We start from the raw sequence: 25,930 nt of genomic DNA on the forward strand, positions 1-25,930 counted from the left end.
TTATTAAAAATTTGCGTAGCTAAATAACTACACATATATTTGTAGTCAAATACCTACATAATGAATTTAAGAAGAGATGTATTCCAGGCGATCGCAGACCCTACCAGAAGAACTATATTGATGTTGGTGGCTGCACAATCTATGACTGCAGGAGCGATTGCATCTAATTTCGATACGGCAAGACCTACCGTTTCCAAGCATCTTCAGATCCTCACAGAATGTGAACTCCTACGATCTGAACAGAACGGTCGTGAAATTATCTATCACCTCAATCCCAATAAAATGAAAGAAATAGCCGACTTTATAGAACCGTTCCGCAGCATGTGGGATGAGAAATTCAACAAACTGGAAAGTGTCATGAAAACCTTCCAAAATATAAGCAATGAGTAATAACACAACCATACTCTAATACCCTAACACTCTAAAACCCTAGAACTCTCAAACTCAAAACCAAACTCAAAATATGGAACTTAAAACAAAAATCCACGCTGAAGACGGAAAACAGGAAATTTTCATCATTAGAGAATTTGATCTTCCTGTAGAATTGCTTTTCAAGGCATATACTGAAGCTGAACTTTTCGAACAATGGATGGGAACCAAAGTGACAAAATTTGAAAACAAGCAACACGGAAGCTATAGATTCGAAACATCAAACCCTCAGGGTGACGTAGTCTTCAGTGCCAACGGAACCATTCACGAAATTATTCAGAATGAGAAAATTACAAGAACGTTTCAGATGGAAAACACTCCTTTTCCTGCACAGTTCGAGTTTTTAGAATTTGAAAAATTAACGGAAACCACCTGTAAAATTACGATTCAAACCATTTATAAATCTGTGGATTTCAGAGATCAGCATTTGAAAATGCCATTCGCACAGGGTATTAATATGGCACATAATCGTTTGCAGGAACAGCTAGGAAGCAGGTAATAGGTTTTAGGTTGTTGATTATAGAAATCACCTCATTTCCCACAACCCTATAACCCTCCCACTATAATACTCTAATACTCTAATACTCCCCAACACCCTCACTCTAAAACCCAAAACCCATGAATCCAAAAGTTAATTTTTTCTTTGATGACGCCAGTCAATGGCAAAAAGAATTTGAAAAACTAAGAGCGATTGCCCTAAGCACCGAACTTGTAGAAGATTTAAAATGGGGCTGTCCCTGTTATACCTACGAGGGAAAAAATATTTTCTTAATTCACGGATTTAAAGAATATTGTGCCATCCTTTTTTTTAAAGGTGCTTTGATGAAAGATCCTGACCATATTTTGATCCGGCAATCGGAAAATGTACAGGCTGCAAGACAAATCCGTTTTACAGCACTGCAACAAATTGTGGATTTGGAAAAAAATCTTCAAGCTTATATGTTTGAAGCCGTTGAAATTGAAGAATCAGGAGCTAAAGTTGAAATGAAAAAAACCAGGGAATTTGAAATGCCTGAAGAATTTCAACATCAACTGGACCATAATTCTACATTAAAAGAAGCCTTTGAATCCTTAACACCCGGACGACAAAGAGCTTACCTACTCCACTTTTCTTCTGCCAAGCAACCCAAAACACGGGAAGCAAGAATTGAAAAATGCATTCCTCAAATCCTTACCGGAAAAGGACTAAACGACTAATCACAAAATAATTACAATGGAAACATCTAATAAATCAGAAAAAAGAAAAAGAATCTTCTATTGGATATTCACCCTTTGGATGTCCTTAGGAATGGTTTCTACAGCCATTGTTCAGCTTATCCAGAACAAAGATGAACTGGCCAATTTTACTACCCTCGGCTATCCATCCTATCTCATGACGATCCTTGGAGTATGGAAACTATTGGGCGTTATCGCCATACTGATCCCCAAGCGTTTGCTCCTTAAAGAATGGGCTTATGCAGGATTTTTCTTCGTGATGTCAGGAGCCGTCATTTCACACCTTATCGTTGGTGACCCAGCAGGAAGAACTTTTCCGGCAGTATTACTGTTACTTTTAGTCATTATTTCCTGGTATTTAAGACCTGTAGATAGAAAAATCACTATTATTGATTGATAAAAAAGCAGAAATTTTATCGTAGAGAAAATCCTTGCACCTTAAGCAAACCCTCATTAGCAAGACTCGCGTCATTGCGATTCTCAACCTCACAAAACCAATCGTAAACAAAATTTGACATGAAAAAGAAACTCACCCAAGAACAAATCAACGAACTTTTAAAAATACTAAAAGCCCGATTCGAAAAAAACATGCACCGCCATAAGGACCTGAAATGGGAGAAAATCCAGACTAAACTGGAAGCTGCTCCTGAAAAGCTATGGTCGCTGAACGAAATGGAACAAACAGAAGGCGAACCTGATGTGGTAGCTTATGATAAAAGAACAGATGAATACATCTTCTTCGACTGCTCCCCAGAAAGCCCGAAACGCAGAAGCCTCTGCTATGATTACCCAGCCTGGAATTCCCGAAAGGCCAATAAACCGGAAAGCAATGTCATAGACAAAGCTTCTGAAATGGGCATTGAACTTCTAACCGAAGAACAATACCGCCAGCTTCAGGAATTGGGAAAGTTTGATCAGAAGACTTCAAGCTGGGTACAAACTCCGGCCTCCATCAGAGAACTGGGAGGAGCAATCTTTTGTGACAGACGCTACAATAGGGTCTTTATGTACCATAATGGTGCAGATTCCTATTATGCTGCAAGAGGTTTTAGAGGATTATTAAAAATATAAACCTGAAAGATTGACGCTTAAACGGTAAAAACAAAAAATCCCAGTTTAACTGGGATTTTTTTATTGTTTTGTAAGCATTATAGCTTTTCCATCCGGCATTACCGTTTTATAATCACTTGGACAACTGGCTATAATATCTCTATCTTGCATAAAAATAAGCCTCATTTGATTTAAATTATTAGGATCAGGGAAAGATAGGTATACAAATCCTTTGTCATTACATTCTGCATTTCCTGAATAATACATTTGATACTTGGTTAAACTTTTATCAAATTCTAATCCCTTAATCTTAGCATAACTATCAGAAACATTTAAGTTATTTTCTATGATTGTTCCATCAGCTTTTTTAACTTGGATTCTTCCAATGATCAAATCTCTAGGCTTTCCGCCATACTCTGAATAGTCTAATTCTTTAGTGAATTTAAATTCATATGATGTTCCATCTGTATAACTTCCTTGCCACATTCCAATAAATTTATTCAATCTGTTATTTGTGTCTTTTATAGCAGTATACTTAGGACAATTACCGCTTTCACACTGAGATACTTGGTCTAGAGAAATAACCTGTGATTTACAAGAAAACACAGCAAACATTCCTAATATGATCAGAGTATTTCTCACTATTGTTTTGTTAGAATGATTTCTTCAGGAAATACTTCAGGTTCTTCAGTGTTATAAAAAGAACAATCAGCAGTAATTATATTACTCACATAGTTAAATTTCCAACTAAGTTGTGTCTTGGAAGAACCTGTGAAGTTGATGAGAATCTTTCCAGAAACATTACACAAGTCTGGATCATTATAATTTAACATATATCTAACATTTGGAACTGAGAAAAATCTATTTCCTTTAATTTTAGTATTTTCATCAGAAAGATTTGTATTATCAAAAAGAATGCTTCCATTTGTATTTACAATCTTAAATTTTCCAATTAATATATCATTATAGTATGGTCTATTTTCTAAATAGGTAAAGTGCTTTTTTATCCTATTGAAATAAACCCAAATAGTCTTTCCATTCCAAGCTCCTTTCCAAGTTCCTTCATATGGAAGTAGTTCATCATTTAAATCTTTTATATATGAATTTGCAGGTACTTCTGTATAGGTTCTTAAAGGGTAAATTTGTTGTGCATTGCAAGAAAACACAGCGAACATCCCTAATATGAGCAGAGCATTTCTCACTATTGTTTTGTGAAAATTAAGTCTTTTGTTTCTGGGAGATAGATATTAATATCTGTTCCAGGAGGACATGTTTTGTCATCAATTATAATATTATCCGGACGATATTCCCAAGAAATTTGAGTGTTACTTATCTTTTTTAGAAAAATATCACCCCAGCCTACGCGACAATTAGTTCCACTATAATAGAAAATAACAGAATTATTTAATGGTCTTGTTGCGATACTATATAGCTCTATTTTAGGTATAGCATTATTTTGCGTGTCTTGAAGAATATTACCTAAAGAATTTTTTACTATATATTTTATAACTAAGGCATCCCTATGAAATTGCTTAGTTGAACGAACTTCTAGTTTATCATCTTTTTTGGTTATTATTAAAGTTATTTCTTTATTTTGAAAGTTACCTTTATAAGTTCCAATATATGGTGTTAATTCATTATTTAAATCTTTTACATATGCATTTGCTGGTATGGCATTTAATGCTGTATTTAGAGGTAATGTTTGTGCTTTACAAGAAAACACAGCAAACATCCCTAATATGATCATTATATTTTTCACTATTGTTTTGTGAAAATTAAGTCTTTTGTTTCTGGGAGATAGATAGTTTTATCTGTACCTTGGGGACAGTCTCCTGTTGTTAGAACGATATCATCTGGTCTATATTCCCATGATATTTGGGTATTATTAATTTTCTTTAAAAAAATATCACCCCAGCCTATTCGACAATTAGTTCCACTATAGTAAAAAATTACAGTATTAAGAGTTGGTCTAGTTCTCGTACTATAGAGCTCAATATTGGAAAGGTTATTATTTTTAGTATCCTGCAAAATTATTCCAGAGGAATTTTTAACTACATAGTTTACCACTAGTGCATCTCGATAAAAGTTTTTATTTGTACGTTCTTCTAATCTGTTTTCAATCTTTGTAATGTATAGAATGATTTCATTTCCCCCATAGCTAGCTTTATAGGTTCCTACATAAGGTGAAAGTTCATTATTAAGATCTTTTAAATGTCCATTTGCAGGTATATCATCCATTAATGTATTCAAGGGAAGTGTTTGTGCTTTGCAGGATATTGTATTTACAATTAATCCTAGTATAATTATTATTTTAAAATATATTGTTTTCATAATGTTTGTTTTTAAGGACATGGTGTAGCTGTTGTACTGCTTCCATTACTTGTTAATGCTATACTTTGCACAGTTCCGTTATCTTCTATTTTTTGCAGGCTTACTTTTCCTTCCATTTTCATGTTCTTCAACGTATCAAAAAATAATTTTTGAAGTCCGTTACTATTTAAGTTTCCTCCCAATTGGTTGGTGTAAGATAGATTTTCGGAGAGTTCTTTCTCTCTATCTCGATAATCTTTTATAATTTTCTTTAAATCCCAATTCGCATTATATAGAAACCCAGCCAACTCCTGAGAGGTACCATTAAAATTAATTATATAATGATAATATCTATAGCCATCCGGACAAGAAGAGCATGGTTCAGACCCAATCATTCCCATAAAGCCATTTCCAATATTCCCATTAGTTTGTGCCATTGCAAAGCTAAGCATCTTTGTAATATCAGGAGGTGAGAACATTTTTATGCCTGAGGGAGTATGGTTATGATACCCTCCTAAATAGCCTGCGGTATCTCCTAGATCCACGTGATGTGCCCCGCCATTAATCTGTGCAGTGGTAGTTCCGTCTGAATTTACTTTAAATCCTTTTTCATCCCCTGATTTAGATTGTTGTTTTAACGAATCTATGGCTGGTTTTGATTTGGAATTATTCACAATATTTTTCGTTTGCTCACAAGGATTCGTGTTATTAGGTGTATTTGGAGCATATCCACCACCTCCACCATATCCCCCAAAATCACCATTTCCACCACCCATGTCGTGTCCGCCATTGCCAGGACCTCCATTTCCGGCCCATCCGTCATACATCGTCAGCTTTACCGGTCTTGTTACTCTGATGATCACTTCTCCTACATCAATAGGATTGTTACTATTTCTGGAAACTGTCTTGGTTTCATAGTAGTCCTGAAATGTATTAATAAGATAAATAACATCGGAATGTGTGCTTTGGTGAACGTCAAAATAGAGATAGTCTCTTTCTGCATTAATCACTCCCGCTATTACGGCCGTTACCTTTCCATCCTTGAGCATCGGAAAAAATAGAAGCTTTCTGTTGTCTCCCTCATCTCCTCCTATATCCTGTGAGGAAACCCTTAAATCCACCGTTCCATACTTGTTTTCCAGCTCGGTTTTCTTTTCGGGAAACTTCTCAAAGTAGGCAAGCATGGAGTTTCCAAAGGGAGTGCATAGTTGTTGGATGCTGCATTTTTGGAAAGACCCTTTTCCTTTTCAAAGCGTTCAAAAAAGGCAATTTTCTCCTTTTGCGTTTGTTCTGTGCCTGTCAGCATCTCATCTGTTCTACACGAATTGAGGGAAACTGTGAACGTGCTTAACAATAAAAGTCCATAGACTAGATTTGTCTTCATAAGCATTTGTGTTTTGTAAATACAATAATTAATTCTTTTTTGTGTGATTTTTTATTACAGGATAAAAGTAAATCATTTATGGAGTAGTAAAGATGAATTAGTCAATTCCTGAATCAGCTCTTGTAATAATGACTACTTTACCCACTAATAGTAAACTGATTGTATTTATCGTATGTATTTTTATGTAAATAACTATGATCCTATGTACGTTATAATAGATTTACTTTCAGTATAGGCACTAAGAGGATCCGGTCCCATTTCCCTACCAATTCCGGATTGCTTATATCCACCCCACGGAGATGGACCGTCCAGTATCGGTCCGGTATTCATCCAGATCATTCCAGCCTGAATACGTTCAGCAAAACGGTTGGCGCGTCCAATATCCTGAGAGAAAACACTTCCGCATAATCCCATCTCTGTATCATTCACCCTTGCCATCACTTCTTCATCATCACTGTAAGTTAAAATATTGACAACAGGTCCGAAAATTTCCTCCTTTGCCACCACATTAGTGTCTGTAACATCCGTTAAAATAGTAGGTAAGTAAAAACTTCCTTTTGCCAGCAATTCATCATCTGGTTTCCTGCCTCCATAAGCGAGTTTAGCTCCCTGATCGATACCTTTGGCTACATAATCGGAAACGCGGTCTACCTGCTTGGCATTAATGAGCGGTCCCATATCTGTAAGTTTTTCCTCTCCTTTTCCAATTTTTAAACGGCTGACTTTAGTGACCAGTTTATCAATAAATTCCTGAGCAACAGACTCATGAACATACGTACGGCTGTATGCTGCACAAATCTGTCCCGCATTAAAATAACCGCCGATAATCTGCCCTGCTATAGCTTTTTCAATATCAGCATCCTGAGCCACAATAAGAGGATTCTTACCTCCCAGTTCCATAGAAAAACGCTTTACGCTGTCTGCTGCCAGCTTCATTAGGTGTTTACCTGTTGCTGTGGAGCCTGTGTAGGAAATTTTCCTCACGTCAGGATGTGTAGCCAGATAATCACCCGATTCCGCACCTGCACCGGTAATAATATTAACAACTCCTGCTGGAAAACCTGCCTGAATAATTAATTTACCAAAATGCAGAATAGATAATGGACTTTGGCGAGCTGCTTTTACCACCACAGTATTCCCCGTTGCCAAGGCAGGACCCAGCTTCCATCCTAATTCCATTAAAGGTGCATTCCATCCGGGAATAACTGCACAAACTCCAAGCGGCTCCCGTTTTGTACGAAATATATAATCAGGAGAAGCAAAAGGATTGGTATATCCTTCAATTTTAGTTGCATAACCGGCATAATACCGAAGTACATTGACTAGATTTTCTATTTGCCAGCTAAGTCCGTCTTTCATAACGATCCCTTGATCAAGAGTCTCTATTAATGCCAGCTCCAGCTTATTTTCTTCTACAAGATCTGCCAATCTCCATAGCAGACGTCCACGTCCGTCAGGCGTCATCTTTGACCACGGCCCTTTTTCAAAGGCTTGCTTTGCTGCTGCAACGGCCTCACATGCTGTTGATTGGGTTGCCATAGGGAACTCTGCAAGAACTTCCCCATTAGAAGGATTAATTGAAGTTTCTGTACCAAGCCCCACAGGAGTAAACAGTTCTCCATTAATTAAAAATTGTGTTGAAAAATTCATATGATTTGTGTTAAATTAATTTTAAAGTAAAATGTTATAGTTGATCAATAAACAGAAAATCTTTTTATTTTTTATCACAGGTAGTACTGTCTGAAAAATTCCATGAAGATTTCCTTTGATTTCCGACCATTACAAACCTACCCAGAAAAAGATCCTTTCCCAAGTAATTGGCTGTCACTATTCAGGAATAATAATAGCCTTATTTTTCATTTTAATTGTTGTAGTAAACTTTATGGGTGGTTGGTATTCTAGTACAAAGCCACTGTTCCTGATCTGAAAATAGTAAGTAGAATGAAAGGCGTCAGCCTTAGATCATAGCATCAGATATCTCTGTTTTTGATGACGGTATATAAAGAATGAAATAGCTATTAACTATCAATAAAAGCATTTGCTCAATTTGTAAAACCTATATAGGAATCAGCTATTTATTGTTAAGCCACGGAGATTCCACGCTCCAAAATATAATATTAACACCCAGATAATGCTCTGCATAGTCTGTGAACTCTTCTTTTGTAAAAGGTTTATTAGTTTTGGGATTTGTATAGGTTAAAGTGGGTTCCTGAACTGCCATAGCCACCAAAGGCAGTCTTCCTTTATATTGATTAAAAAACGGATAGGAATTTTTCATTTGGGCATTTTTCTCCGGAACAATATCCGGTCCGCCTAATCCTATATTATTTTTTGCAGCCAATTCAAATAATCTCGACATGTATTGATGGTCATTTTCCCATTCACACGGGAAAAAATTGACATATTGTAAGACATAAGATTTTTTGAAAGCGTTTCTGGCATATTTCAGATTATCCAATTCGGCCTGAAAATACCGGTCACAGCTGAAACCTGTTTTATCTCTCTTCATATCAATATCAATGGCAGTTTCAGGAAGATTGATCCCCTGAATTTTCCCGTCAAATTTTGCAGCCAGCATACTTATCAGCTTCTGATATCTTTTCTGTACCATGGGATTCCACTGTTGTGTAACCCATCCATTTCCGACAGGCTTATTTTCGCCCGGATTGTCATATTGAGGAACCAGCCCCCCGTTGTATTCTTTTTCATTTAAAATATAATCAGGAACATATCGGGCTTCGGGCTCGAAAAAACGGTCCTGAAGCTGGATAAATAATTTCCTGTTTAACTGGCTTAAATATTGAAGGTCTTTTTCAATTCTGGAAAAATCATAAACGTCTTTAGAAGTTTCCAATGCTCTCCAGTTGTAGACAATCTGTACACCGCCAATGTCTTTTCTGGTAATCATTTTTTCAATATTCTGCAAATCACCGGATGATGTGTAGATATAATTTTGAGGAGTCTGTGCCGTTAAAAACTGTATTCCTAAAAACAAGAATCCCAATATGGTAATTATCACTGATTTTTTCATAGGGTGTGAAATGTAAAGGTATAATCAATCATTTATCGTGCCCAAAGTATTACCGGCCTCAAAAAAGCATTCACACGAAACTATCAATTTTATTCATTTAAAAGAAAATACAGAAGATGGATATTGAAAATCATGTCTATTTGTAGATGATATTCTTTCATATTTAAATACTATTACTAATTTAGTAGATTGAAATTTGAATTTAATATAACAACTTTGGATATGAAAAAATTAATCTTACTGGGTGCAGTATCGGTTTTTCTTATGAATTGTAATAAAAAAACAGAAACAGTGGCTCCTAAAGCTCAGACTGATACGATAACAACTATTGAGCCTGTAGTAGATACATTGGGGACAAAATCATTCTGCTATATCGGAGCGACAGGAAAAGACAGTGTTTTTGCTTCTATTGATGATAATCTGGGAACAATTACCGGAAAATTATCTTACAAAAACAGCGAGAAAGACAGTTCAAAAGGAGATATTACAGGTTTTAAATCCGGAGATACCCTGAAACTGACATATGAGTTCACTTCTGAAGGTAAAAAAAGCAAAAGAGATATTTACTTCCTTCAAAAGGATAATGTCTTAACGGAAGGTATTGGAGATCATAAAGAAGAAGACGGACAATCTAAATATGCCGACGAAAAAAAGATCAGCTATAAAGAGGGACAAACACTAAATACTGCAGATTGTAAAGTGGTTACCAAAGCTTTAAAATAATTGCAAACATGTATAGAAACAAAAACAGCCTTCACGAAGGCTGTTTTTTATTTTATGACAATTCTCTTTCAATAATTTCAATAAACCGGTTCACGGCTTCATCACCTGTATTCCATGAAGTGATAAGGCGGATGGCCGAAAAGCTCTCATCTATTTTTTTCCAGACGAAAAAATCAAAATGTTCTGATAAAATTTGGATAAGATCATTGCTTACAATCGGGAAAATCTGATTGGTATAGGTATCTGAAAGAAATTCTATTCCTTTTTCCTGCAGGGCATGCTTTATCTTCATGGCTTGTTGATTGGCATGTTTTGCCAGGTCAAAATAAAGATTACCTTTCATCAGTTCCATAAACTGAATTCCCAACAGACGTCCTTTTGCCAATAACGCTCCTTTCTGCTTGATATTAAATGCAAAATCCTCTTGAAGCAAAGGGGTATTAATAACAATAGCCTCTCCTATCAATGCTCCGTTTTTGGTTCCTCCAAGGTAGAATACATCGGTAAGTTCCGCCACTCTTTCCAGGGTAAGATCACTGATCTCGGAAGTTAATCCGTGTCCCAGCCTAGCTCCGTCCATAAACAAATAGAGACGATTCTCTTTGCAAAATTCGGAAAGCTCTTCCAGTTCCTTTTCCTTATAAATAGTACCTAACTCCGTGGAGTTTGATATATAAATCAGTTTTGGCATTACCTGGTGCGGAACATTTCTATGGCTTTCCAAAACCGGAACAATATCGGATGGTCTTAGTTTTCCATCTTCAGTTTCAATACTTAATATTTTGTGTCCGGTAGCTTCAATCGCTCCGGTCTCATTATTTAAAATATGTCCTGTAGATGCAGAAACTGCGCATTGATAAGGCTTCAGAATAGATGAAATCACTATTAAATTAGCCTGTGTTCCTCCGGAAACAAGGTAAACCTCAGAATCTTTCTTATTTATTTTTTGCTTAATTAATTCTTTTGCCTGCAAAGAATACTCATCCTCACCATAACCGGCCTGCTGGTCAAGATTATATTGTAAAAGAGCCTGCAGAATATTGGGGTGGCATCCCTCAGAATAGTCGTTTTTAAATGAAAATTTCATACTGTAAAATTAAAAAAAGTTAAAATAACAAGAGTGATCTTTCCATAATATTTTGTTAGTTTTGTATTGAAAATCATCTAACATTTTGAGAACAACCCTAACAGAAGAAAATTACCTGAAAGCTTTGTTTCATTTAGTTGACAATGAAGGAAAGGTGACCATTAATGAACTCAGCAAATTTTTAAATGTGAAAATGCCGAGCGTTAATAATATGATGAAGAAATTTGCAGAAAAAAAGTGGGTCATTTATGAGACCTATAAACCGCTGATTGTTACAGAAAACGGAAGACGGGAAGCTGCCCTTGTGGTTCGCAAGCACCGGCTTACCGAAATGTTTTTGGTCAAAAAAATGAATTTTGGCTGGGAAAATGTGCATGAAATTGCCGAACAGCTGGAACATGTACACTCTCAAATTTTCTTTGATAAAATGGATGAAATTCTTGATCATCCCAAATTCGATCCCCATGGAGAACCAATTCCGGATAAGGATGGTAACATCATTGCTCAGGATCTTCAGAAATTAAGCAGCTGCGAAGTTGGAGAAACAGTTATTTTTGCTTCCGTTACCCTTTCTGATGATGCTTTCCTTACCTACCTGAATGACAGAAAGCTTCTTCTTAATACTAAGGTAAAGATTACTAAGATTGAAAACTTCGACAAGTCGATGACCATAGAAATTGAGGGAAAAAATGAAATTTTAAGCAAAAAAGCAACTGAGAAAATATTGGTGAAAAAATAGATGATCCTAAAGGTGACTGCATAGTAAGCGGTCACCTTTAGGATTATTTATTAAAAAGGAACGATAAGTTTTAAAGATATATTCCGTCCCATATTATAGATATTCCCTAAGTATTTTAACCGGCTAAGATGGGACTGATAGGCGCGGTCCAATACATTATTTACCTGAAACTGCAGAACTGCTGAATGGTTTTCAGAATAATGGATGGCAACTGACGTACCTACATTAAATAATGTATAATCCGCTGTTGCAGTTTCTGTATTATCCAAGCCCATATACCTGTTCTGCGCTGCTGAAAACTCTACTTCTGCTGTAGGCGTAACCGATGAAATTAATTTTGACCGAACAGATATTTTCTGAGACAGGTTTCCTGATAATTTCAATGGTGAAATCAATGGAAGGTATTCTCCCTGAGTTTCTTTATTTTTGAATTTCTTATCACGGTTGAATCCGTAAATAACGGATAAACTGGTTTCAAAATTAAACCCTTTCCATTTCTCCGGATGCAATGATAGCCATGCTTCCATTCCATAAAGCTGAGCAGAAGCCTGCTGATACTGATAAGTTCTGTTTCCCTGGGTATCTACAATAGGCTTCCCCTGTGCATCCACAAGTAATGAAAGATAAATATAATTCTGAATATGATTATTAAACCAGCTTACATCTGCTGAAAAGTCTTTGAATCTGGTACTCACTCCCAAATCTTCCTGCAATGAGAACTCAGGATTGAAATCTCTGTTTCCTTTATAAATAATATGAGCTCCGGGATCCAGTCCGTTTGAACCAATCTCTGTAATGTTTGGTGCTCTGTAACTTCTCCCAATATTAGCTTTAAGACTGATTTGCTTTGTCAATTGAAAAGCCGATCCGATACTGGCGGATAAGCCACCGAATGTTTTGTTGTAAGAAGCAAACCCAAGTCTGGTATTGGAAGATGCCTGAGCAGCATGCTCCTCAAATTGTGTTATCGGATTGGTCTGTATAAAGAAATTGTCCCAGCCGATTTTTCGAATATCATAGCGGGCACCACCGCTTATGTTAAGTCTTTTATATTTCCATTTGATATATGTATAGATGCCACCCTCACTCAGGTCGTAATCGGGAATAGGAAAATCTGTAGCAGATTTATTTTTATTATCCTGAACCATTCCATTAATACCCGCAGAGATTTCAACAGATGAAAATTTAGGAAAATTATATCGTAATCCATAGTTCAAAGTATTAAGCCGTACATACATTCCGGGTTGTGAAGGAACAGTAGGATGGTTATATTCTCTGCGGATATTCTGTTGTAAAGCCAGCTGAACATCCAGATCACCATTCCCAATCTGCTGATTGTGTTGTGCATATAATCTATAATGCTGAATTCTCTGATGTAAAGGAGAAAGCGTGTAGGAATTAAGGTCTTTTTCTGAAACACCAGGCCTTTTTTCCACATCATCGTCATCTCCCTCTCCTATCTGATATGTAAATTTTCCGGTATTAGGATCACGGCTTCCATCAGGTATTCCTTGCAGATTGTCGTATAGTGTAAAGTTAATTTTTGAAAAACTGGTAGTTGTCTTGTGTCCTAAGAGAAAAGAAAAGTTTTTTTCTTCAAAATTGGCATTATACACTCTGCCGTCTATAGCATTTCTGTAGTTTTTTGCCATTCTGTAAGAAGCATTTAAGGAAGCTATAAAAGAATTCTTTTTGTAGCCCAGCTGCATCCCGTTTCCGATAAGATTATTATTTCCCTGATATTCACTGGTTATTTTTCCATGCACCATACCATCATTCTGAGAGGGCAAATAAGGAAAAAGGCTTACCACTCCTGCCAAAGCATCAGAACCAAACATCAAACTGGCAGGTCCTTTTATGACCTCTGCCCGTTCCACAATATAGGGAGCGACTTCTATGCCATGCTCATCTCCCCATTGCTGGCCTTCCTGACGTATACCATCATAAAGAGTGAGTACCCTATTATAACCCAGACCCCGGATAAAAGGTTTGGAAATATTAGGTCCTGTTTCCACAACACTTAATCCCGGAGCAGATTTCACCAATGAACTGATGATGTTTGTAGCCACAGTTCTTTCAATCTGTTTGGAAGAAATACTGAGCATAGCAACAGGTGTTTCTTTAATTAAGGTTTCTCTTGAAACTCCTGTTATTGCTATTTCATCAATGCTATTACTATTGCGGATGAGTACAATATTTGGAATAAGCATACTTTTTTTTTCTACATAGATCTCCTGTTCAAATTCTTCATATCCCTTAGCTTTTACCAAAAGTCTATAATTTCCGGGAGCCAGATTTTTGATCGTATAGCCACCATTTCTATCGACCATAGTTTTTGCCGAAGTGTCTTTAATCATTACTTCAGCAGTCGGACTGCCCCCATTTTCAAAAATCACTTTCCCTGTCACTTCTGTCTCCTGAGCATTTACCGTAGAAACAATAAAGATAGCAGATGCTGCCAGCATCAGTCTGAATTTCATATACATTAAGATTTTTATTAAATTCTGTTAAACGTAAAAAAAATGGTTATTAATAAAAATCAAAAGTAGTAAAAAAATCACTATCGCAACAATGTTGCGTTATTTAATTTTAATTTCTTGTTTTTATTATTTTTGGGCATTTTATTTCATTTGAGTATATTTATAATTCATGGTCTTATGTCTTTTATGTTTTCGATGATAGGAGCATTAATACTATAGAGATAGAAATAACGATGTGTATTATTTATTTAACAAAAAAATATTAAGTTATGAAAGATGATGAAAACCACTGGAAATTGGGGATTTTTTATTATAATAAAGATGACAAGAGGCTTTTTCCGCCGAAAAGAAATAAATTTTTAGGCTGGACCGTTAACTTTGCTAATCCGTACTCTATTTTAGCAATGTTTTTAGCAATTACTTTACTTATATTCATAGTAGAATCAATAAAAAAAATGTATTTTTTTTAAGTTTTTATTGTTTACATCATATTTTCGACTTGCAAAAAAAATTATACAAATTCTCATATTGAACATAATTTAGTTTCTATTAATTACAGTGCTTTTTTGAAAGGTATTGACAGCGTAATTGTTAAAAAAGGGTTAAACTCTCCATCCTAAAATATCTGAAGATTTATTTTTAACTAGGTTTGCAAAACGTTCTACAGACTTTGTCATTCCAACAACTACAAAACTTAATTATTACTTAAAAAAATTATGAAAAAAAGCATTCCATTTTTAATTGCTTCTATGTTGCTGAGCCCGCTAGCAAATGCTCAGGTAAGAGATTTTGTGATTGAACCTCCCATCCAGCCTAACTTCTATATTTACAAAACTTTCGGAGTATTCGGAGGTAAAGAATATTCTACCAATGCTGTTTATCTGGTAACTAAAAAAGGAGTTGTATTATTTGATGTTCCATGGCAGAAAACACAGTATCAAAGCTTAATGGATACGATTCAAAAACGTCATAACTTTCCTGTAATTGCGGTATTTGCTACTCATTCACACGAAGACAGAGCCGGAGACCTAAGCTTTTATAACAATAAAGGAATTAAAACCTATGCAACCGCAAAAACCAATGAATTACTAAAGAAAGACGGAAAAGCTACCTCTACAGAACTTATAAAAACAGGAAAACCTTACCGCATTGGCGGGGAGGAATTTACAGTAGATTTTCTTGGTGAAGGGCATACTGCTGACAATGTTGTGGTGTGGTTTCCAAAATATAAGATATTAGATGGCGGATGTCTTGTAAAAAGCAAATCGGCAGTTGATCTGGGCTATACCGGAGAGGCCAATGTTGCGCAATGGCCACAAACTATGGCTAAACTAAAGTCTAAGTACGCTCAGGCAACTCTGGTCATTCCGGGACATGATGAATGGAAAGGAGGCGGACATGTAGAGCATACTCTTGATCTTCTGAACAAAAAATAAATTTGCTTATATTTTTTTACAATAAAAAAATCCCGAATTTCAATTCGGGATTTATATTTTAGTAACAGATAGTATTAATCTAGTACACTCCAACCTCTCTTAGGGTTAGAATTGCTAGAAACCTCCTGCTCATTAACAATAATATTTTCTTTTCTCTGACCAATATAATCCAGTTCGCTCAGTTTGGCAAAGATAGTTTCTAAGCTTCTCAACATCTGCTGAATATAAAGTAACGGCTCACCGGAATTGTGGTGGTCATAATTAGTCTCAGCCACAATAGAAAGCTGGTTCAGTAAGGTATGTGGGGCAATCTCACTCCATTCTAAACTGTAGTTTAGCATTTCTTCCAGTTCAGCAGGAACCAGAAGCTGCGTTGAGTTGTATAAATGAAGCGCCAGTCTTGCAAACGATTCAATTAAAAATACAGGTGGCTGCCAAGGTGTAATATTTCTGAATTGGAAATACATATCCCCAAAGTTGTTCACCATCGTGCTACACAAAAACTTAACATTCTGTGCCAATGCTGTATTCTGATTTTTGTGAGATGCTTTTTGAATAATCTTAAAAGCATACTGCTGTAAATTCCCGATCGATTTTGCAAAGCTTCCGTAATAATCCACTAAAGCCGGATGACTCTGAATAGAAGTACATGGCGGAATAAAGTTGGAATCTACCTGTGCAATATTAGCTTTTAAATCCACCTTCCCGATAATCAAGTAATTTCCTCCCGAATAACTGCTGTTCAGAGAAGTTACAGGAAGCAACTCAATGTGGTGATTAGGCTGTGCATTAGGGTGACGTGGCGGAATCTCTTCCGGGTCAATATCTCCAAACGGAACCTTATCAAAAGGATTTACAGAGATCAGGATATAATACTCTCCATCTACCTGCTCCTCATTCATTGACTTTGCCAATGATTTCACACTAATTCTTCTATCGATTAATTCTATACGATATCCGGCCATAGTAACAGCGCTGCATCTTTTGATCACCAGCTGCACATCATTGGTTGCAGTATTGTGAACATCAAAAATAGTACGATCTGTAAATTCTGTGGAAATAGGCAGAAGGCCATAGTTATATGTAGTAATCCCAAGTGAATTGGAATCTCTGATGGTATCAATTAAGAAATTATCCTGATCATTAAGGTGTCTTTGGGAAACTTTCATCCCATCCACCCAATTGATTGCAAAATGTTTAATAGGTTGTATCATGCTTAATACTTTTTAATTTTTTTTGTGTTTATGATTTTCTGGCGACTCCCTCCTCTTCATGCTGAATAACTCTCTTACAAATAACCACTTCATTTTCAGAAATGCTGTTTGTAGTAATGTCCTGGTCGAAATCTATATATTTTCTGAAGCTGAAAAACGATTTTTTAGTATAAAAGATCCAGTAATAAGGCTCTCTTGTTTCATCTGAAAGATGAATAATAGATCCTGGATTTTTGTGGTTATAATCATCCACTACTCTATAAAACCAGTCCCCAAAAGTAATTCCTGTCGGAAGTGTTTTTGCCTTAATTCTGAATCGGTTGGTATCCTCAAGGTTTTTACTCAGTTCAACGTTTAATACCATTAATCTGTCAAAGTCAACCCCATCAAAATCAGGAAGTTTCTGCTCCGGAGAATATCTCCATGTTTTATAGATATCAAAAGGAATACTGATAAACTGAATATAGCAGTAATAAAATACCATGGGTACCACAAAGATCAGCATGCTGGTGGCTGCCATTACAGCATACCCTGTTCCTTTGCTCATCCAGTTAAATAACAAGGTAAACAAAAATCCGCCCAATGCTATACACGTTAATGAAAGGATAGACTCAAATAGAATACTCATTGACAGAGATTCAATATGCTTTTTAAAGTATCTGTGTAATAAGTTTACATGAATAATCCCAAAAATAAGGTAAACAACCTGTGCAATGAGATACCAGTAAGGGTTAAAAAGATTTCCGGCAAATCCAAAAACACCCGGAATGGCCAGACATAAACTGCACAGAAGAACGTATATAATAATGACTTTAATTTTTATCGCAGGCTTATTTCTCCTGATAATTCCCAGGATAAACATCATTATAATTGCGATTAAAGGCATTAGGATATACCTTAAAAAAATACCTTTTACTGAAGAAATTTCCATTTTTTTCTTTTCGAATTTATACTTTGTTGGTAGTTGTAAATATAATAAAATAATTTAGAGGAAGGTAGAGTATCCAAGGCGGCTGGCATTTCTATCATCGTCCATCAGGCTGAATGAGTATTCTACCTTTTCTGTGACAAAATTTTCCTCTATATCCACCGTTACCGGAAGAAAATAATCATATAGAGCCTGAAGAACATTTCTGAACGGGCTTCCGGGAATATATTTTTTCATCTCCTCATAAGGAATCGGGCCAATATTAACCACCCAGTTCCGTTGTCCGTCCATATGTCTTCCACTGGGAATATAAGTAACTCCCAACCTTGAGTTTCCCAACAGCATAGAGTCATTATTTTTCTCTATTCCGTCAATAACATTTGGAGAGAAAGTTACTTCTACAGGTACTTGTAGAAATGCAGTCATACATCTCTCAAACCATTTCTTATCTCCGCGGATCTGGTGAAAAAATGGCAAAATATGCATAAAGACATAGGCATTTTTCTTATCCAGCATATTAATTAGTGGCCAAAGTTCACTTACTGTTTCCAGCAAAGAATCTGTAGTACTGGAAATATCAAACTCAGATTCCTTAAGTAGGGCACTGATCTCTGTAAAAAACACCTCCAGCTCAAAAGGGCGAAAAAACTTTCGGGCATCATCTTCCACCCTTTTCTGCTTCCGAATTTCCCTTACTACAGTATCTACATTTTTTCTGGAAGCTCCAAGGGACGGCGGATGAAATAATCCCTCAGGAAGATAATCATAAATTCCTTCCCTATAACTTTCTATAGTGAATACTTCCTCATCAAAGCCTAGATAACTGCTTGAAATGCTTTTAATATCCTTTAGATAGGCACGGTCATTCACACCGACTCTTTCAATAAAGATATTACTTACTGTCCGTTGATATTTTAAAAGATTAACAGCCACCGCTTCAGCCTTAAAGTCTGTCTGCAGCTTATTGTAATTCATGTCTACAATATTGTTCTCATGCATAGTGTTTCCTGTGATTATGACTTGTAAAGATAATATATCTCGTAAGTTTGAAAAAATATTTTGGTAATAATTTTATTCTAAAAATACTAATTTATTGACATTAAAAGGAATAATTTTAAGTAAATTCCGTAAAAATACGGTAAAAAGCATATCAGCCCAATGTTTAAATGTAAAAGTTTAGTATTAAAAATCAGTTATTTAAAATTTTGTTCAGTTATTTTGTAATACCCATTCTATTACAATGCTACCCTCCTCCATTATACATTATACATTATACATTATACATTATACATTATACAAAAATAATCTTCCTCTTTAACTTTCCTCTCCAAACCTAGTACAATTCCCTATTTTATTTAAATTAAATTTTATTAACACTTTATTACGGAATAAATTCAGGATAATTTATGCTCATTCGGAAAGCGGGCCGTATCTTTGCAGATTGAAAATTGTTATTTAAAATGAAAAGTATTTATTCTAAAATTCTGATTTTAGCATTCATTTCCTCTTCACTTTATTCTTATGCGTGGGGACTTACAGGGCATAGAGTCATTGCTGACATTGCTGAAAACCACCTTTCGAGAAAGGCAAGAAGAGAAATCAAAAAAATAATGGGGAAAGAACGTTTGGCATATTGGGCCAACTGGCCGGATTTTATCAAGTCCGACACTACAGGCGTATGGAAGCAGGCTTCAACCTGGCATTATGTAAACATTGATCCACAAACAGACCTTAAGGCTTTTGATCAAAACCTAAAGATGCAGGCAGGTCCAAGTCTTTATACTCAGGTAAACACTTTATCCAGCCAAATTAAGGATAAAAATACTTCTGAAAAGGACAGAAAAATTGCTTTGATCTTCCTTATTCATATTATGGGTGATCTTGCTCAGCCGCTACACGTAGGAAGAGCCGAAGATTTGGGAGGAAATAAGATCAATGTTACTTATTTCGGAGAAAAAACAAACTTACACTCTGTTTGGGACGGAAAATTAGTGGACTCTCAAAAATACAGCTATACTGAATATTCTAAGCTTTTGGATATCAAATCTAAAGAAGAAGTAGCACAAATTCAATCCGGAACCCTGGAAGACTGGTTGTATGATTCGCACAAAATTGCCAATAAAATCTATGCACAGACTCCAAACGATTCAAAATTATCCTACGATTACCAGTATAAATTCAACGAAACAATGGAGAGACAATTATTGTACGGAGGATTAAGACTGGCGAAGGTATTGAATGAATTGTTTTAATTACCGATTGCTTGTAAACATTTAAAAATACTGGCTACAGTTAAAATATTACTAATAGTTATAAAACGGAACTTCGGTTTCGTTTTTTTTGTTTACAATGTAAAGCTCTTGCACTATTTCAATGTGTAAGCTTTAAAAATAATGTTCTTACCAATTTTATAATTAAATTAACTTCTACAGTTTTAGCTCTTGATTCCCCCATAATACTACTTTTCACAAAAAAAATCCAAATAGGTGTAACCTTTTTACTTTGCCAAACGTATATATTATAGTAACTCTTTTTTTGAGGATAAAATAAATGAGACAATTAAAAATCACTAAGCAGGTTACCAACAGGGAAACTGCTTCATTAGACAAGTATTTGCAGGAAATTGGTAAAGTGGAACTAATTACTGCGGACGAGGAAGTAGAATTGGCACAAAGAATACGTGCTGGCGACAGAGCCGCACTAGAGAAATTAATCAAAGCCAACCTTCGTTTCGTAGTTTCTGTATCCAAACAATACCAAAATCAAGGTCTTTCCTTACCCGATTTGATTAATGAGGGTAACCTAGGATTAATGAAGGCGGCAAAAAGGTACGATGAAACTAGAGGTTTCAAATTTATCTCTTATGCAGTATGGTGGATCCGTCAATCAATTTTACAGGCGTTAGCTGAGCAATCTAGAATTGTAAGACTTCCGTTGAACAAAATTGGTTCCATCAATAAAATTAATAAAGCATACGCTCACCTTGAGCAGGAAAATGAAAGACCACCTTCTCCGGAAGAATTGGCTGAAGTTCTTGACATGAGTGAGGAGGACATTAAAGAATCTATGAAAAACTCCGGAAGACACCTGTCTATGGATGCACCTTTAGTAGAAGGGGAAGATTCTAACCTTTATGATGTATTACGTTCAGGAGAATCACCAAGTCCTGATAAAGACTTGATGCTTGAATCTCTACAAATTGAGATTGAAAGAGCATTGAATACTTTAACTCCAAGAGAGGCTGATTTGGTAAGACTATACTTCGGACTGAACGGAAAACACCCAATGACTTTAGAAGAAATTGGTGAGACTTTCGATCTTACAAGAGAGAGAGTTCGTCAGATCAAAGAAAAAGCAATTAAGAGACTAAAACACAATACCAGAAGTAAGATCCTTAAATCTTACCTAGGTAAATAATTTTAGCGCAAACTATTTTTATAGGCGGAGTCTGTTTTTCAGGCTCCGTTTTTTTTATTTTTGAATTACATTCTATTGATAAGCATTTGTAACAATTTTTTAAATACCTTCAACTAATACCATTATAATATTCCATTCGAAAAAGATTAAACATGAATACTCCACCATTTGAAAACAAAATTTCTAAAGATAAAAACGTTCTTGTCGTTTTACAAAACGACAATACTATCAATTCTGAGCTTCAATACCTCATCGAGAATTTCTGCGGATTGGTGATCAATACCCTTTCTGATACAGAGATTGACTTTAGCAATAAAAAGATATACGTATGTGGAGACCTCAGCCTACTTACAAAGACCACTCTCTTTCTTAACATTATAGAAGAATTTTCGGTTAATGATGAAAATTATAACCCGGAAAAATCAAAAATAGTAACACTGGGAGAAGTTCCAGTAGTCATCAGCAATGCTGGTGTTTACTACAGGAAACTCTTTGTAGATGAACGTAATTTTGATCAAATCAAATCTGAACATGATTTTCAGGAACTTACAGAATCCAATAAGGAAAGCAAGGCTCTAAGAAAAGGGATCTACCTCAGCAAAGTCACCAAAGATACTGCTGAAGACGGAAAAGATGCCTTTCATTATCATCTTTTGAGATGCTCCAGTAATTTAACAGGACCTACAGATAATTTCCGTAGTATGGATACAAAAATTATCAATATATTAAATAATTGCGTGCAGGAAAGTTTCGATAATAAAACAGAACTTAATCACGCTCTGGTACAGATCTATGAGAATAAAAAGAAAACTGTTGATTCTGAAAAAGAAGTAAAAGCTAAAATCAAGGCACATTCGGATAAAACCAAAGACATGCCTAAGGAAGGACTTATTGCATTTTGTACTTTCTATGATGATTCTAATACTGAACAGCTAAAACCATCAACTACCGATAGATTCGATTGGTGCTATAAACAAACAAGTGCCCTGACAAGATTGCATTTCAAGTTAAAGAAAAATGTGGAGGATGATTCTTTGGCAAAGGAATTCAGTGTTACTTTATACCCAAATTCTGCATTCATAATCCCGCTTTCCACCAACAGGCTCTATACCCATGAAATCAAACCTTCTGTTTTGGGTGTTGATCAAATTCCTATAAGAATGGGGTATGTCGTGCGTTGTTCTGATCTGGAAGCCATGCATACAGATAATCAGACTTATATTAAAGAAAACGGCAGCTATATTAAACTTGAAAAAATGACGCCTGAACTTCAGGAAGAATTGCGCAGTTCTTATTATGAAGAAAATATCTCTGAAAAGATGATGGAATATGGGAAAATTCATTTCAGCATGAACTCTGGTGATTATGAAAAACCTATTTTTTAAATATATAAATAAAGAAAAATGAGTTTCCCTGAATTTTATACCATAACTCTTACCACGGAAGAAAATCTTTTCGATCCACTATTTAATTCTGCTGAATTTGAATCTACCGGAAAAGGTAGGCTTGGCAACCATCTTGTCAATACAAATGGGCTACTTATTCCGATTGTGAGAACCACCACCCGATATGCTACTCCGGCTGTTGCATTTTCAGATATTCATCACCAGCTTGTAGATCATATGAATGATACATTACGCGCTGATCATGCTGATATACCTGTACAGAATTTCAACAACGCTTTAATTGAAGTGTATGATTCTACGTATTCTAAAATGAATTACCATTCTGATCAGGCATTGGACTTGGACAGCAATTCTTTTATCGCACTTTTTACATGCTATGAGAAACCTGAAGAACTCGAGGAGTTTCATTTTAGAAAACTTGTTATTAAAGACAAAGTGAGCAATGAAGAGGCTGAAATTATACTCCATCATAATTCTGTGGTTTTATTTTCTGTTGAAACTAATAAAAAATTTCAGCATAAAATCATATTGAATTCATCATCAAATTTAAATACGACATCCAATAATAAGTGGTTGGGAATAACTTTCCGAACTTCAAAAACTTATATTCAGTTCAAAGAAGAGCTTCCTTATTTTTCTACTGGTGAGACATTGACATTGGCAGATCAAGATCAGGAATCAGAGTTTTTCCAGCTGAGAGGTCAGGAAAACAGAGTGCTGGATTTCATTTATCCCAATTTATTCTACACGATTAGTAATGCAGACCTTTTAAAACCTATCACTAAATTATAATTTTAAAATAATCACAATGAAAAAAATACTTTTCGCTTCGGTAATGGCTTTATCCTTGCTTTCATGTAAGGAAAATAGGACTGAAAATGCTCCCATTGTAGAAAATGCTGTTGACAATGCAAAATCTTCTATCTCCGGCTCATTAAAATCGGGCCGTTATGAAAATCAGATTGATCAAATCTATTCTGAAATAATTAAGAATGATAAAAACCTTAAAGCACTTGACGATAAAGTACAAAAAGCGGGTCAGGAAACTCAAAAGGTTTTGCAGAACTATAACAAAGTACTCAGTATATCTGAATCTTATTATCGGGAAGCAGAATATCAGATGAAGTCGATTACTGATTCTCTGATTAAGAAACAGGTTGAAACAGCGGTTAAGACCAGTGCTGAGAGATACAATCTTAAAACCGGAAATATAAAAGTGCTTATTGTTCAGATCAATAAAAATAATGAAACGTTAGGTAATTTATATACTGCCTTTAAAATCAGAAAAACACTTTCAGAAATTGAAAAGTTTCAAAATGCCCATCCTTTAAAAACAGACAGTCTGGAAAGCTTTATCAAAAGGCAAAATAAGTTAATGGAAGAATTAAAGAATATAAAATAAACAACCTCTTATGAAATATACTACAAAATGGCTTACGGATAAAACACGTGTCCCGGAACTGGTCGATTTTTTTATCGCCCATAAAACAGACTCTTACATCTCCCACAGTGAAATTATGTATGGAAGAGCTTTAGATTCTAATCATTGGAATCCTGATCTCAGAGCTGTATTCACAGAACAGCTTATGAGTGATTATGACTACAGTGAGGCTTCAAAATTGCATATCTTAATTGCAGAAAATGACAACGGAGAGATTGTAGGAATGCTTGTTTTCAATGTTATTAACAGTCCTTTTAAAAAGTATGCTATTTTGGAAGATATGCTTTTAGATCAAGCCGTAAGAGGTCAGTCTCTTGGAAGTACACTTTTGGAGGAAGTGATTCGGGAATCCAAAAACTGGAATATCAGTTTTATTATGCTGGAAAGTGGTGTTGATAACCATGGTGCGCATCATTTTTTCGGTAAATATGGTTTTAAAAAAGTATCCGAAAGCTATATGCTAACCCTATAAATTTACAACAGGCTTTATATAAAACAAACCAATACTGATGAATTCAATTTCAATCATAGGAGCCGGAATTGGCGGTCTCACTCTTGGAAATATCCTGAAGCAGCATCAATATGATTTTACGCTCTATGAATCTGCTCCTGCAATAAAGCCTGTAGGAGCAGGAATCATGATGGCCGTCAATGCAATGCAAGTCTTTGATCAATTAGGTTTAAAGGAAAAAATTGAAAATGCTGGAAATAAAATCCATAGAATCACTCTATCCAACGAGTCAATGAAACCGTTTTCAAAAACAGAGATTCTTGAACTGGAAAAAAAGTATAATTCCTGCAATGTAGCTATTCACAGAGCTGAACTACAGAGAATTCTTGCAGAAAATTTAGATCCTGCGGCTATTCGGCTCAATCATTCTTTAAAGGCCATTGAAAAGAAAGAAAACTATATTTTGGAGTTTGATAATGGAACCCGGGTAGAAAGTACAATTGTCTTTGGAGCAGATGGTATAAAGTCTCCTATTAGAAATCAAATATTAAAAACAGGAACCATCCGAAGTTCCGGACAAAAATGCTGGCGTGGGCTTGTAGACTTTGAGCTGCCTGAAAAACATCATCATGAGGCCTTTGAAATGTGGGGAAAAGGAAAACGTTTTGGCTTTGTAAAGATCTCGGAAAAAAAAATATACTGGTATGCCTGCATCAATGAGAGGAGCTTTGGCAGATATTTGGAATTAACAGACATTTTTAAAGAGTATCATTCTCTGGTTTTGAAGCTTATTGAAGCTACAGCAAAAGAAAATATCATCTGTAATGAAATTTCCGACCTCACTCCTATCCCGAAATGGTATTCTGAAAATCTATGCCTGATTGGGGATGCTGCCCATGCTACTACTCCCAATATGGGACAAGGTGCCTGCCAGGCCATTGAGGATGCTTACATTATTGGAAAGTTACTGGAGAATAATCAGGATTTCAATTCTGTATTTGAGGAATTTCAGAAAATCAGAAGAAAAAAGGTTGATTATATTGTGAGTACAAGCCGTACGATTGGAAAAATTTCTCAGTGGGAAAAGGGAAATTCACTCCGTAATTTTCTGATGAGTTTAATTCCAGAAAGCATTAATAAGAAAATGGCAAAGAAAATTATTGAATTGGAAATGTAGTTTTACTGTACA

The 25,930-nt window shown here is 35.6% G+C and carries 29 protein-coding genes; 16 read left to right on the forward strand and 13 right to left on the reverse strand.

Annotation, left to right across the window (positions count from 1 at the left end; genetic code table 11):
- The first annotated feature begins 60 nt into the window (after positions 1 to 60).
- The 5 genes from SCA31_RS01100 to SCA31_RS01120 all read left to right on the forward strand — a co-directional run bounded on the left by SCA31_RS01100 (position 61) and on the right by SCA31_RS01120 (position 2,715).
- Complete coding sequence (locus SCA31_RS01100) at positions 61 to 390, forward strand: ArsR/SmtB family transcription factor (RefSeq protein WP_410694969.1); 330 nt, start codon at positions 61 to 63, stop codon at positions 388 to 390.
- Between the two features lie 73 nt (positions 391 to 463).
- The gene (locus SCA31_RS01105) at positions 464 to 928 is read left to right on the forward strand and encodes an SRPBCC family protein (RefSeq protein ID WP_410694970.1); all 465 of its coding nucleotides are present in this window, start codon (positions 464 to 466) and stop codon (positions 926 to 928) included.
- 119 nt (positions 929 to 1,047) lie between these two features.
- On the forward strand, positions 1,048 to 1,626 hold the full coding sequence (locus SCA31_RS01110) for a YdeI/OmpD-associated family protein (RefSeq protein WP_410694971.1): 579 nt from the start codon (positions 1,048 to 1,050) through the stop codon (positions 1,624 to 1,626).
- Between the two features lie 16 nt (positions 1,627 to 1,642).
- On the forward strand, positions 1,643 to 2,041 hold the full coding sequence (locus tag SCA31_RS01115; RefSeq protein WP_410694972.1) for a DoxX family protein: 399 nt from the start codon (positions 1,643 to 1,645) through the stop codon (positions 2,039 to 2,041).
- Between the two features lie 119 nt (positions 2,042 to 2,160).
- Positions 2,161 to 2,715: a DUF4256 domain-containing protein gene (locus SCA31_RS01120; protein ID WP_410694973.1), complete on the forward strand. Its 555-nt coding sequence runs from the start codon at positions 2,161 to 2,163 to the stop codon at positions 2,713 to 2,715.
- A gap of 60 nt (positions 2,716 to 2,775) precedes the next feature.
- On the opposite strand, the gene SCA31_RS01125 is transcribed toward SCA31_RS01120, so the two are convergent.
- The 8 genes from SCA31_RS01125 to SCA31_RS01160 all read right to left on the reverse strand — a co-directional run bounded on the left by SCA31_RS01125 (position 2,776) and on the right by SCA31_RS01160 (position 9,419).
- Entirely contained in the window at positions 2,776 to 3,336 is a 561-nt protein-coding gene (locus tag SCA31_RS01125) for a DUF6705 family protein (RefSeq protein WP_410694974.1), read from the reverse strand.
- Positions 3,336 to 3,896, reverse strand: a complete 561-nt coding sequence (locus SCA31_RS01130; RefSeq protein WP_410694975.1) for a DUF6705 family protein — start codon at positions 3,894 to 3,896, stop codon at positions 3,336 to 3,338. Before SCA31_RS01130 ends, SCA31_RS01125 begins: the two co-directional genes overlap by 1 nt.
- On the reverse strand, positions 3,896 to 4,453 hold the full coding sequence (locus SCA31_RS01135) for a DUF6705 family protein (protein ID WP_410694976.1): 558 nt from the start codon (positions 4,451 to 4,453) through the stop codon (positions 3,896 to 3,898). The genes SCA31_RS01130 and SCA31_RS01135 overlap by 1 nt, the downstream gene beginning before the upstream one ends.
- Entirely contained in the window at positions 4,453 to 5,025 is a 573-nt protein-coding gene (locus tag SCA31_RS01140) for a DUF6705 family protein (protein ID WP_410694977.1), read from the reverse strand. Before SCA31_RS01140 ends, SCA31_RS01135 begins: the two co-directional genes overlap by 1 nt.
- A gap of 11 nt (positions 5,026 to 5,036) precedes the next feature.
- On the reverse strand, positions 5,037 to 6,188 hold the full coding sequence (locus tag SCA31_RS01145; protein ID WP_410694978.1) for a hypothetical protein: 1,152 nt from the start codon (positions 6,186 to 6,188) through the stop codon (positions 5,037 to 5,039).
- Positions 6,116 to 6,388 carry a hypothetical protein gene (locus tag SCA31_RS01150; RefSeq protein ID WP_410694979.1) on the reverse strand — a complete coding sequence of 91 codons (273 nt, stop codon included), beginning with the start codon at positions 6,386 to 6,388 and terminating at the stop codon, positions 6,116 to 6,118. Before SCA31_RS01150 ends, SCA31_RS01145 begins: the two co-directional genes overlap by 73 nt.
- 192 nt (positions 6,389 to 6,580) lie before the next feature.
- Positions 6,581 to 8,038, reverse strand: a complete 1,458-nt coding sequence (locus SCA31_RS01155) for an aldehyde dehydrogenase family protein (RefSeq protein ID WP_410694980.1) — start codon at positions 8,036 to 8,038, stop codon at positions 6,581 to 6,583.
- Positions 8,039 to 8,459: 421 nt separating this feature from the next.
- Positions 8,460 to 9,419 carry a hypothetical protein gene (locus tag SCA31_RS01160; protein ID WP_410694981.1) on the reverse strand — a complete coding sequence of 320 codons (960 nt, stop codon included), beginning with the start codon at positions 9,417 to 9,419 and terminating at the stop codon, positions 8,460 to 8,462.
- 222 nt (positions 9,420 to 9,641) lie between these two features.
- On the opposite strand from SCA31_RS01160, the gene SCA31_RS01165 reads away from it, so the two are divergent.
- Positions 9,642 to 10,142 carry a hypothetical protein gene (locus SCA31_RS01165; RefSeq protein ID WP_410694982.1) on the forward strand — a complete coding sequence of 167 codons (501 nt, stop codon included), beginning with the start codon at positions 9,642 to 9,644 and terminating at the stop codon, positions 10,140 to 10,142.
- 52 nt (positions 10,143 to 10,194) lie between these two features.
- On the opposite strand, the gene SCA31_RS01170 is transcribed toward SCA31_RS01165, so the two are convergent.
- Positions 10,195 to 11,229: a threonine aldolase family protein gene (locus SCA31_RS01170; protein WP_410694983.1), complete on the reverse strand. Its 1,035-nt coding sequence runs from the start codon at positions 11,227 to 11,229 to the stop codon at positions 10,195 to 10,197.
- An 85-nt stretch (positions 11,230 to 11,314) separates the two neighbouring features.
- Between SCA31_RS01170 and SCA31_RS01175 the strand changes: the two genes are divergently transcribed.
- Positions 11,315 to 11,968, forward strand: coding sequence for a metal-dependent transcriptional regulator (locus SCA31_RS01175; RefSeq protein WP_410694984.1), 654 nt, complete (start codon positions 11,315 to 11,317; stop codon positions 11,966 to 11,968).
- Between the two features lie 50 nt (positions 11,969 to 12,018).
- Here SCA31_RS01175 and SCA31_RS01180 read toward each other — a convergent pair whose 3' ends face one another.
- Positions 12,019 to 14,448 (reverse strand): TonB-dependent receptor, encoded by a 2,430-nt coding sequence (locus tag SCA31_RS01180; protein WP_410694986.1) that lies wholly within the window; start codon positions 14,446 to 14,448, stop codon positions 12,019 to 12,021.
- Between the two features lie 269 nt (positions 14,449 to 14,717).
- On the opposite strand from SCA31_RS01180, the gene SCA31_RS01185 reads away from it, so the two are divergent.
- The gene (locus tag SCA31_RS01185; RefSeq protein ID WP_410694987.1) at positions 14,718 to 14,918 is read left to right on the forward strand and encodes a DUF5808 domain-containing protein; all 201 of its coding nucleotides are present in this window, start codon (positions 14,718 to 14,720) and stop codon (positions 14,916 to 14,918) included.
- A 246-nt stretch (positions 14,919 to 15,164) separates the two neighbouring features.
- A complete protein-coding gene (gene blaIND, locus SCA31_RS01190; RefSeq protein ID WP_410694988.1) occupies positions 15,165 to 15,884 on the forward strand; it encodes an IND family subclass B1 metallo-beta-lactamase in 720 nt (239 codons plus the stop codon).
- Positions 15,885 to 15,958: 74 nt separating this feature from the next.
- Here the strand turns inward: blaIND and SCA31_RS01195 are convergent, their stop codons facing one another.
- Genes SCA31_RS01195 through SCA31_RS01205 form a run of 3 tightly spaced genes read right to left on the reverse strand, consistent with a single transcriptional unit; the run spans position 15,959 to position 19,001 of the window.
- Positions 15,959 to 17,098: a hypothetical protein gene (locus SCA31_RS01195; protein WP_410694989.1), complete on the reverse strand. Its 1,140-nt coding sequence runs from the start codon at positions 17,096 to 17,098 to the stop codon at positions 15,959 to 15,961.
- Positions 17,099 to 17,126: 28 nt separating this feature from the next.
- A complete protein-coding gene (locus SCA31_RS01200) occupies positions 17,127 to 18,029 on the reverse strand; it encodes a TssN family type VI secretion system protein (RefSeq protein ID WP_410694991.1) in 903 nt (300 codons plus the stop codon).
- Between the two features lie 54 nt (positions 18,030 to 18,083).
- Positions 18,084 to 19,001 (reverse strand): type VI secretion system baseplate subunit TssG, encoded by a 918-nt coding sequence (locus SCA31_RS01205; RefSeq protein ID WP_410694992.1) that lies wholly within the window; start codon positions 18,999 to 19,001, stop codon positions 18,084 to 18,086.
- Positions 19,002 to 19,486: 485 nt separating this feature from the next.
- Here SCA31_RS01205 and SCA31_RS01210 point away from each other — a divergent pair, with 485 nt between their 5' ends.
- The 7 genes from SCA31_RS01210 (at position 19,487) to SCA31_RS01240 (ending at position 25,918) form a co-directional block, all read left to right on the forward strand.
- On the forward strand, positions 19,487 to 20,278 hold the full coding sequence (locus tag SCA31_RS01210) for a S1/P1 nuclease (protein ID WP_410694993.1): 792 nt from the start codon (positions 19,487 to 19,489) through the stop codon (positions 20,276 to 20,278).
- A gap of 298 nt (positions 20,279 to 20,576) precedes the next feature.
- The gene (locus tag SCA31_RS01215; protein WP_002979276.1) at positions 20,577 to 21,443 is read left to right on the forward strand and encodes an RNA polymerase sigma factor RpoD/SigA; all 867 of its coding nucleotides are present in this window, start codon (positions 20,577 to 20,579) and stop codon (positions 21,441 to 21,443) included.
- A 152-nt stretch (positions 21,444 to 21,595) separates the two neighbouring features.
- Positions 21,596 to 22,828, forward strand: coding sequence for a hypothetical protein (locus tag SCA31_RS01220; protein WP_410694994.1), 1,233 nt, complete (start codon positions 21,596 to 21,598; stop codon positions 22,826 to 22,828).
- 18 nt (positions 22,829 to 22,846) lie between these two features.
- A complete protein-coding gene (locus SCA31_RS01225) occupies positions 22,847 to 23,641 on the forward strand; it encodes an alpha-ketoglutarate-dependent dioxygenase AlkB (protein ID WP_410694995.1) in 795 nt (264 codons plus the stop codon).
- A gap of 16 nt (positions 23,642 to 23,657) precedes the next feature.
- A complete protein-coding gene (locus SCA31_RS01230; RefSeq protein WP_410694996.1) occupies positions 23,658 to 24,251 on the forward strand; it encodes a hypothetical protein in 594 nt (197 codons plus the stop codon).
- Between the two features lie 10 nt (positions 24,252 to 24,261).
- Positions 24,262 to 24,762 carry a GNAT family N-acetyltransferase gene (locus SCA31_RS01235; protein WP_410694997.1) on the forward strand — a complete coding sequence of 167 codons (501 nt, stop codon included), beginning with the start codon at positions 24,262 to 24,264 and terminating at the stop codon, positions 24,760 to 24,762.
- Positions 24,763 to 24,799: 37 nt separating this feature from the next.
- Entirely contained in the window at positions 24,800 to 25,918 is a 1,119-nt protein-coding gene (locus SCA31_RS01240; RefSeq protein ID WP_410694998.1) for an FAD-dependent monooxygenase, read from the forward strand.
- Positions 25,919 to 25,930: the final 12 nt, after the last annotated feature.

The sequence above is a fragment of the Chryseobacterium sp. SIMBA_028 genome (genome assembly GCF_046535285.1).
Classification (GTDB): Bacteria; Bacteroidota; Bacteroidia; order Flavobacteriales; family Weeksellaceae; genus Chryseobacterium.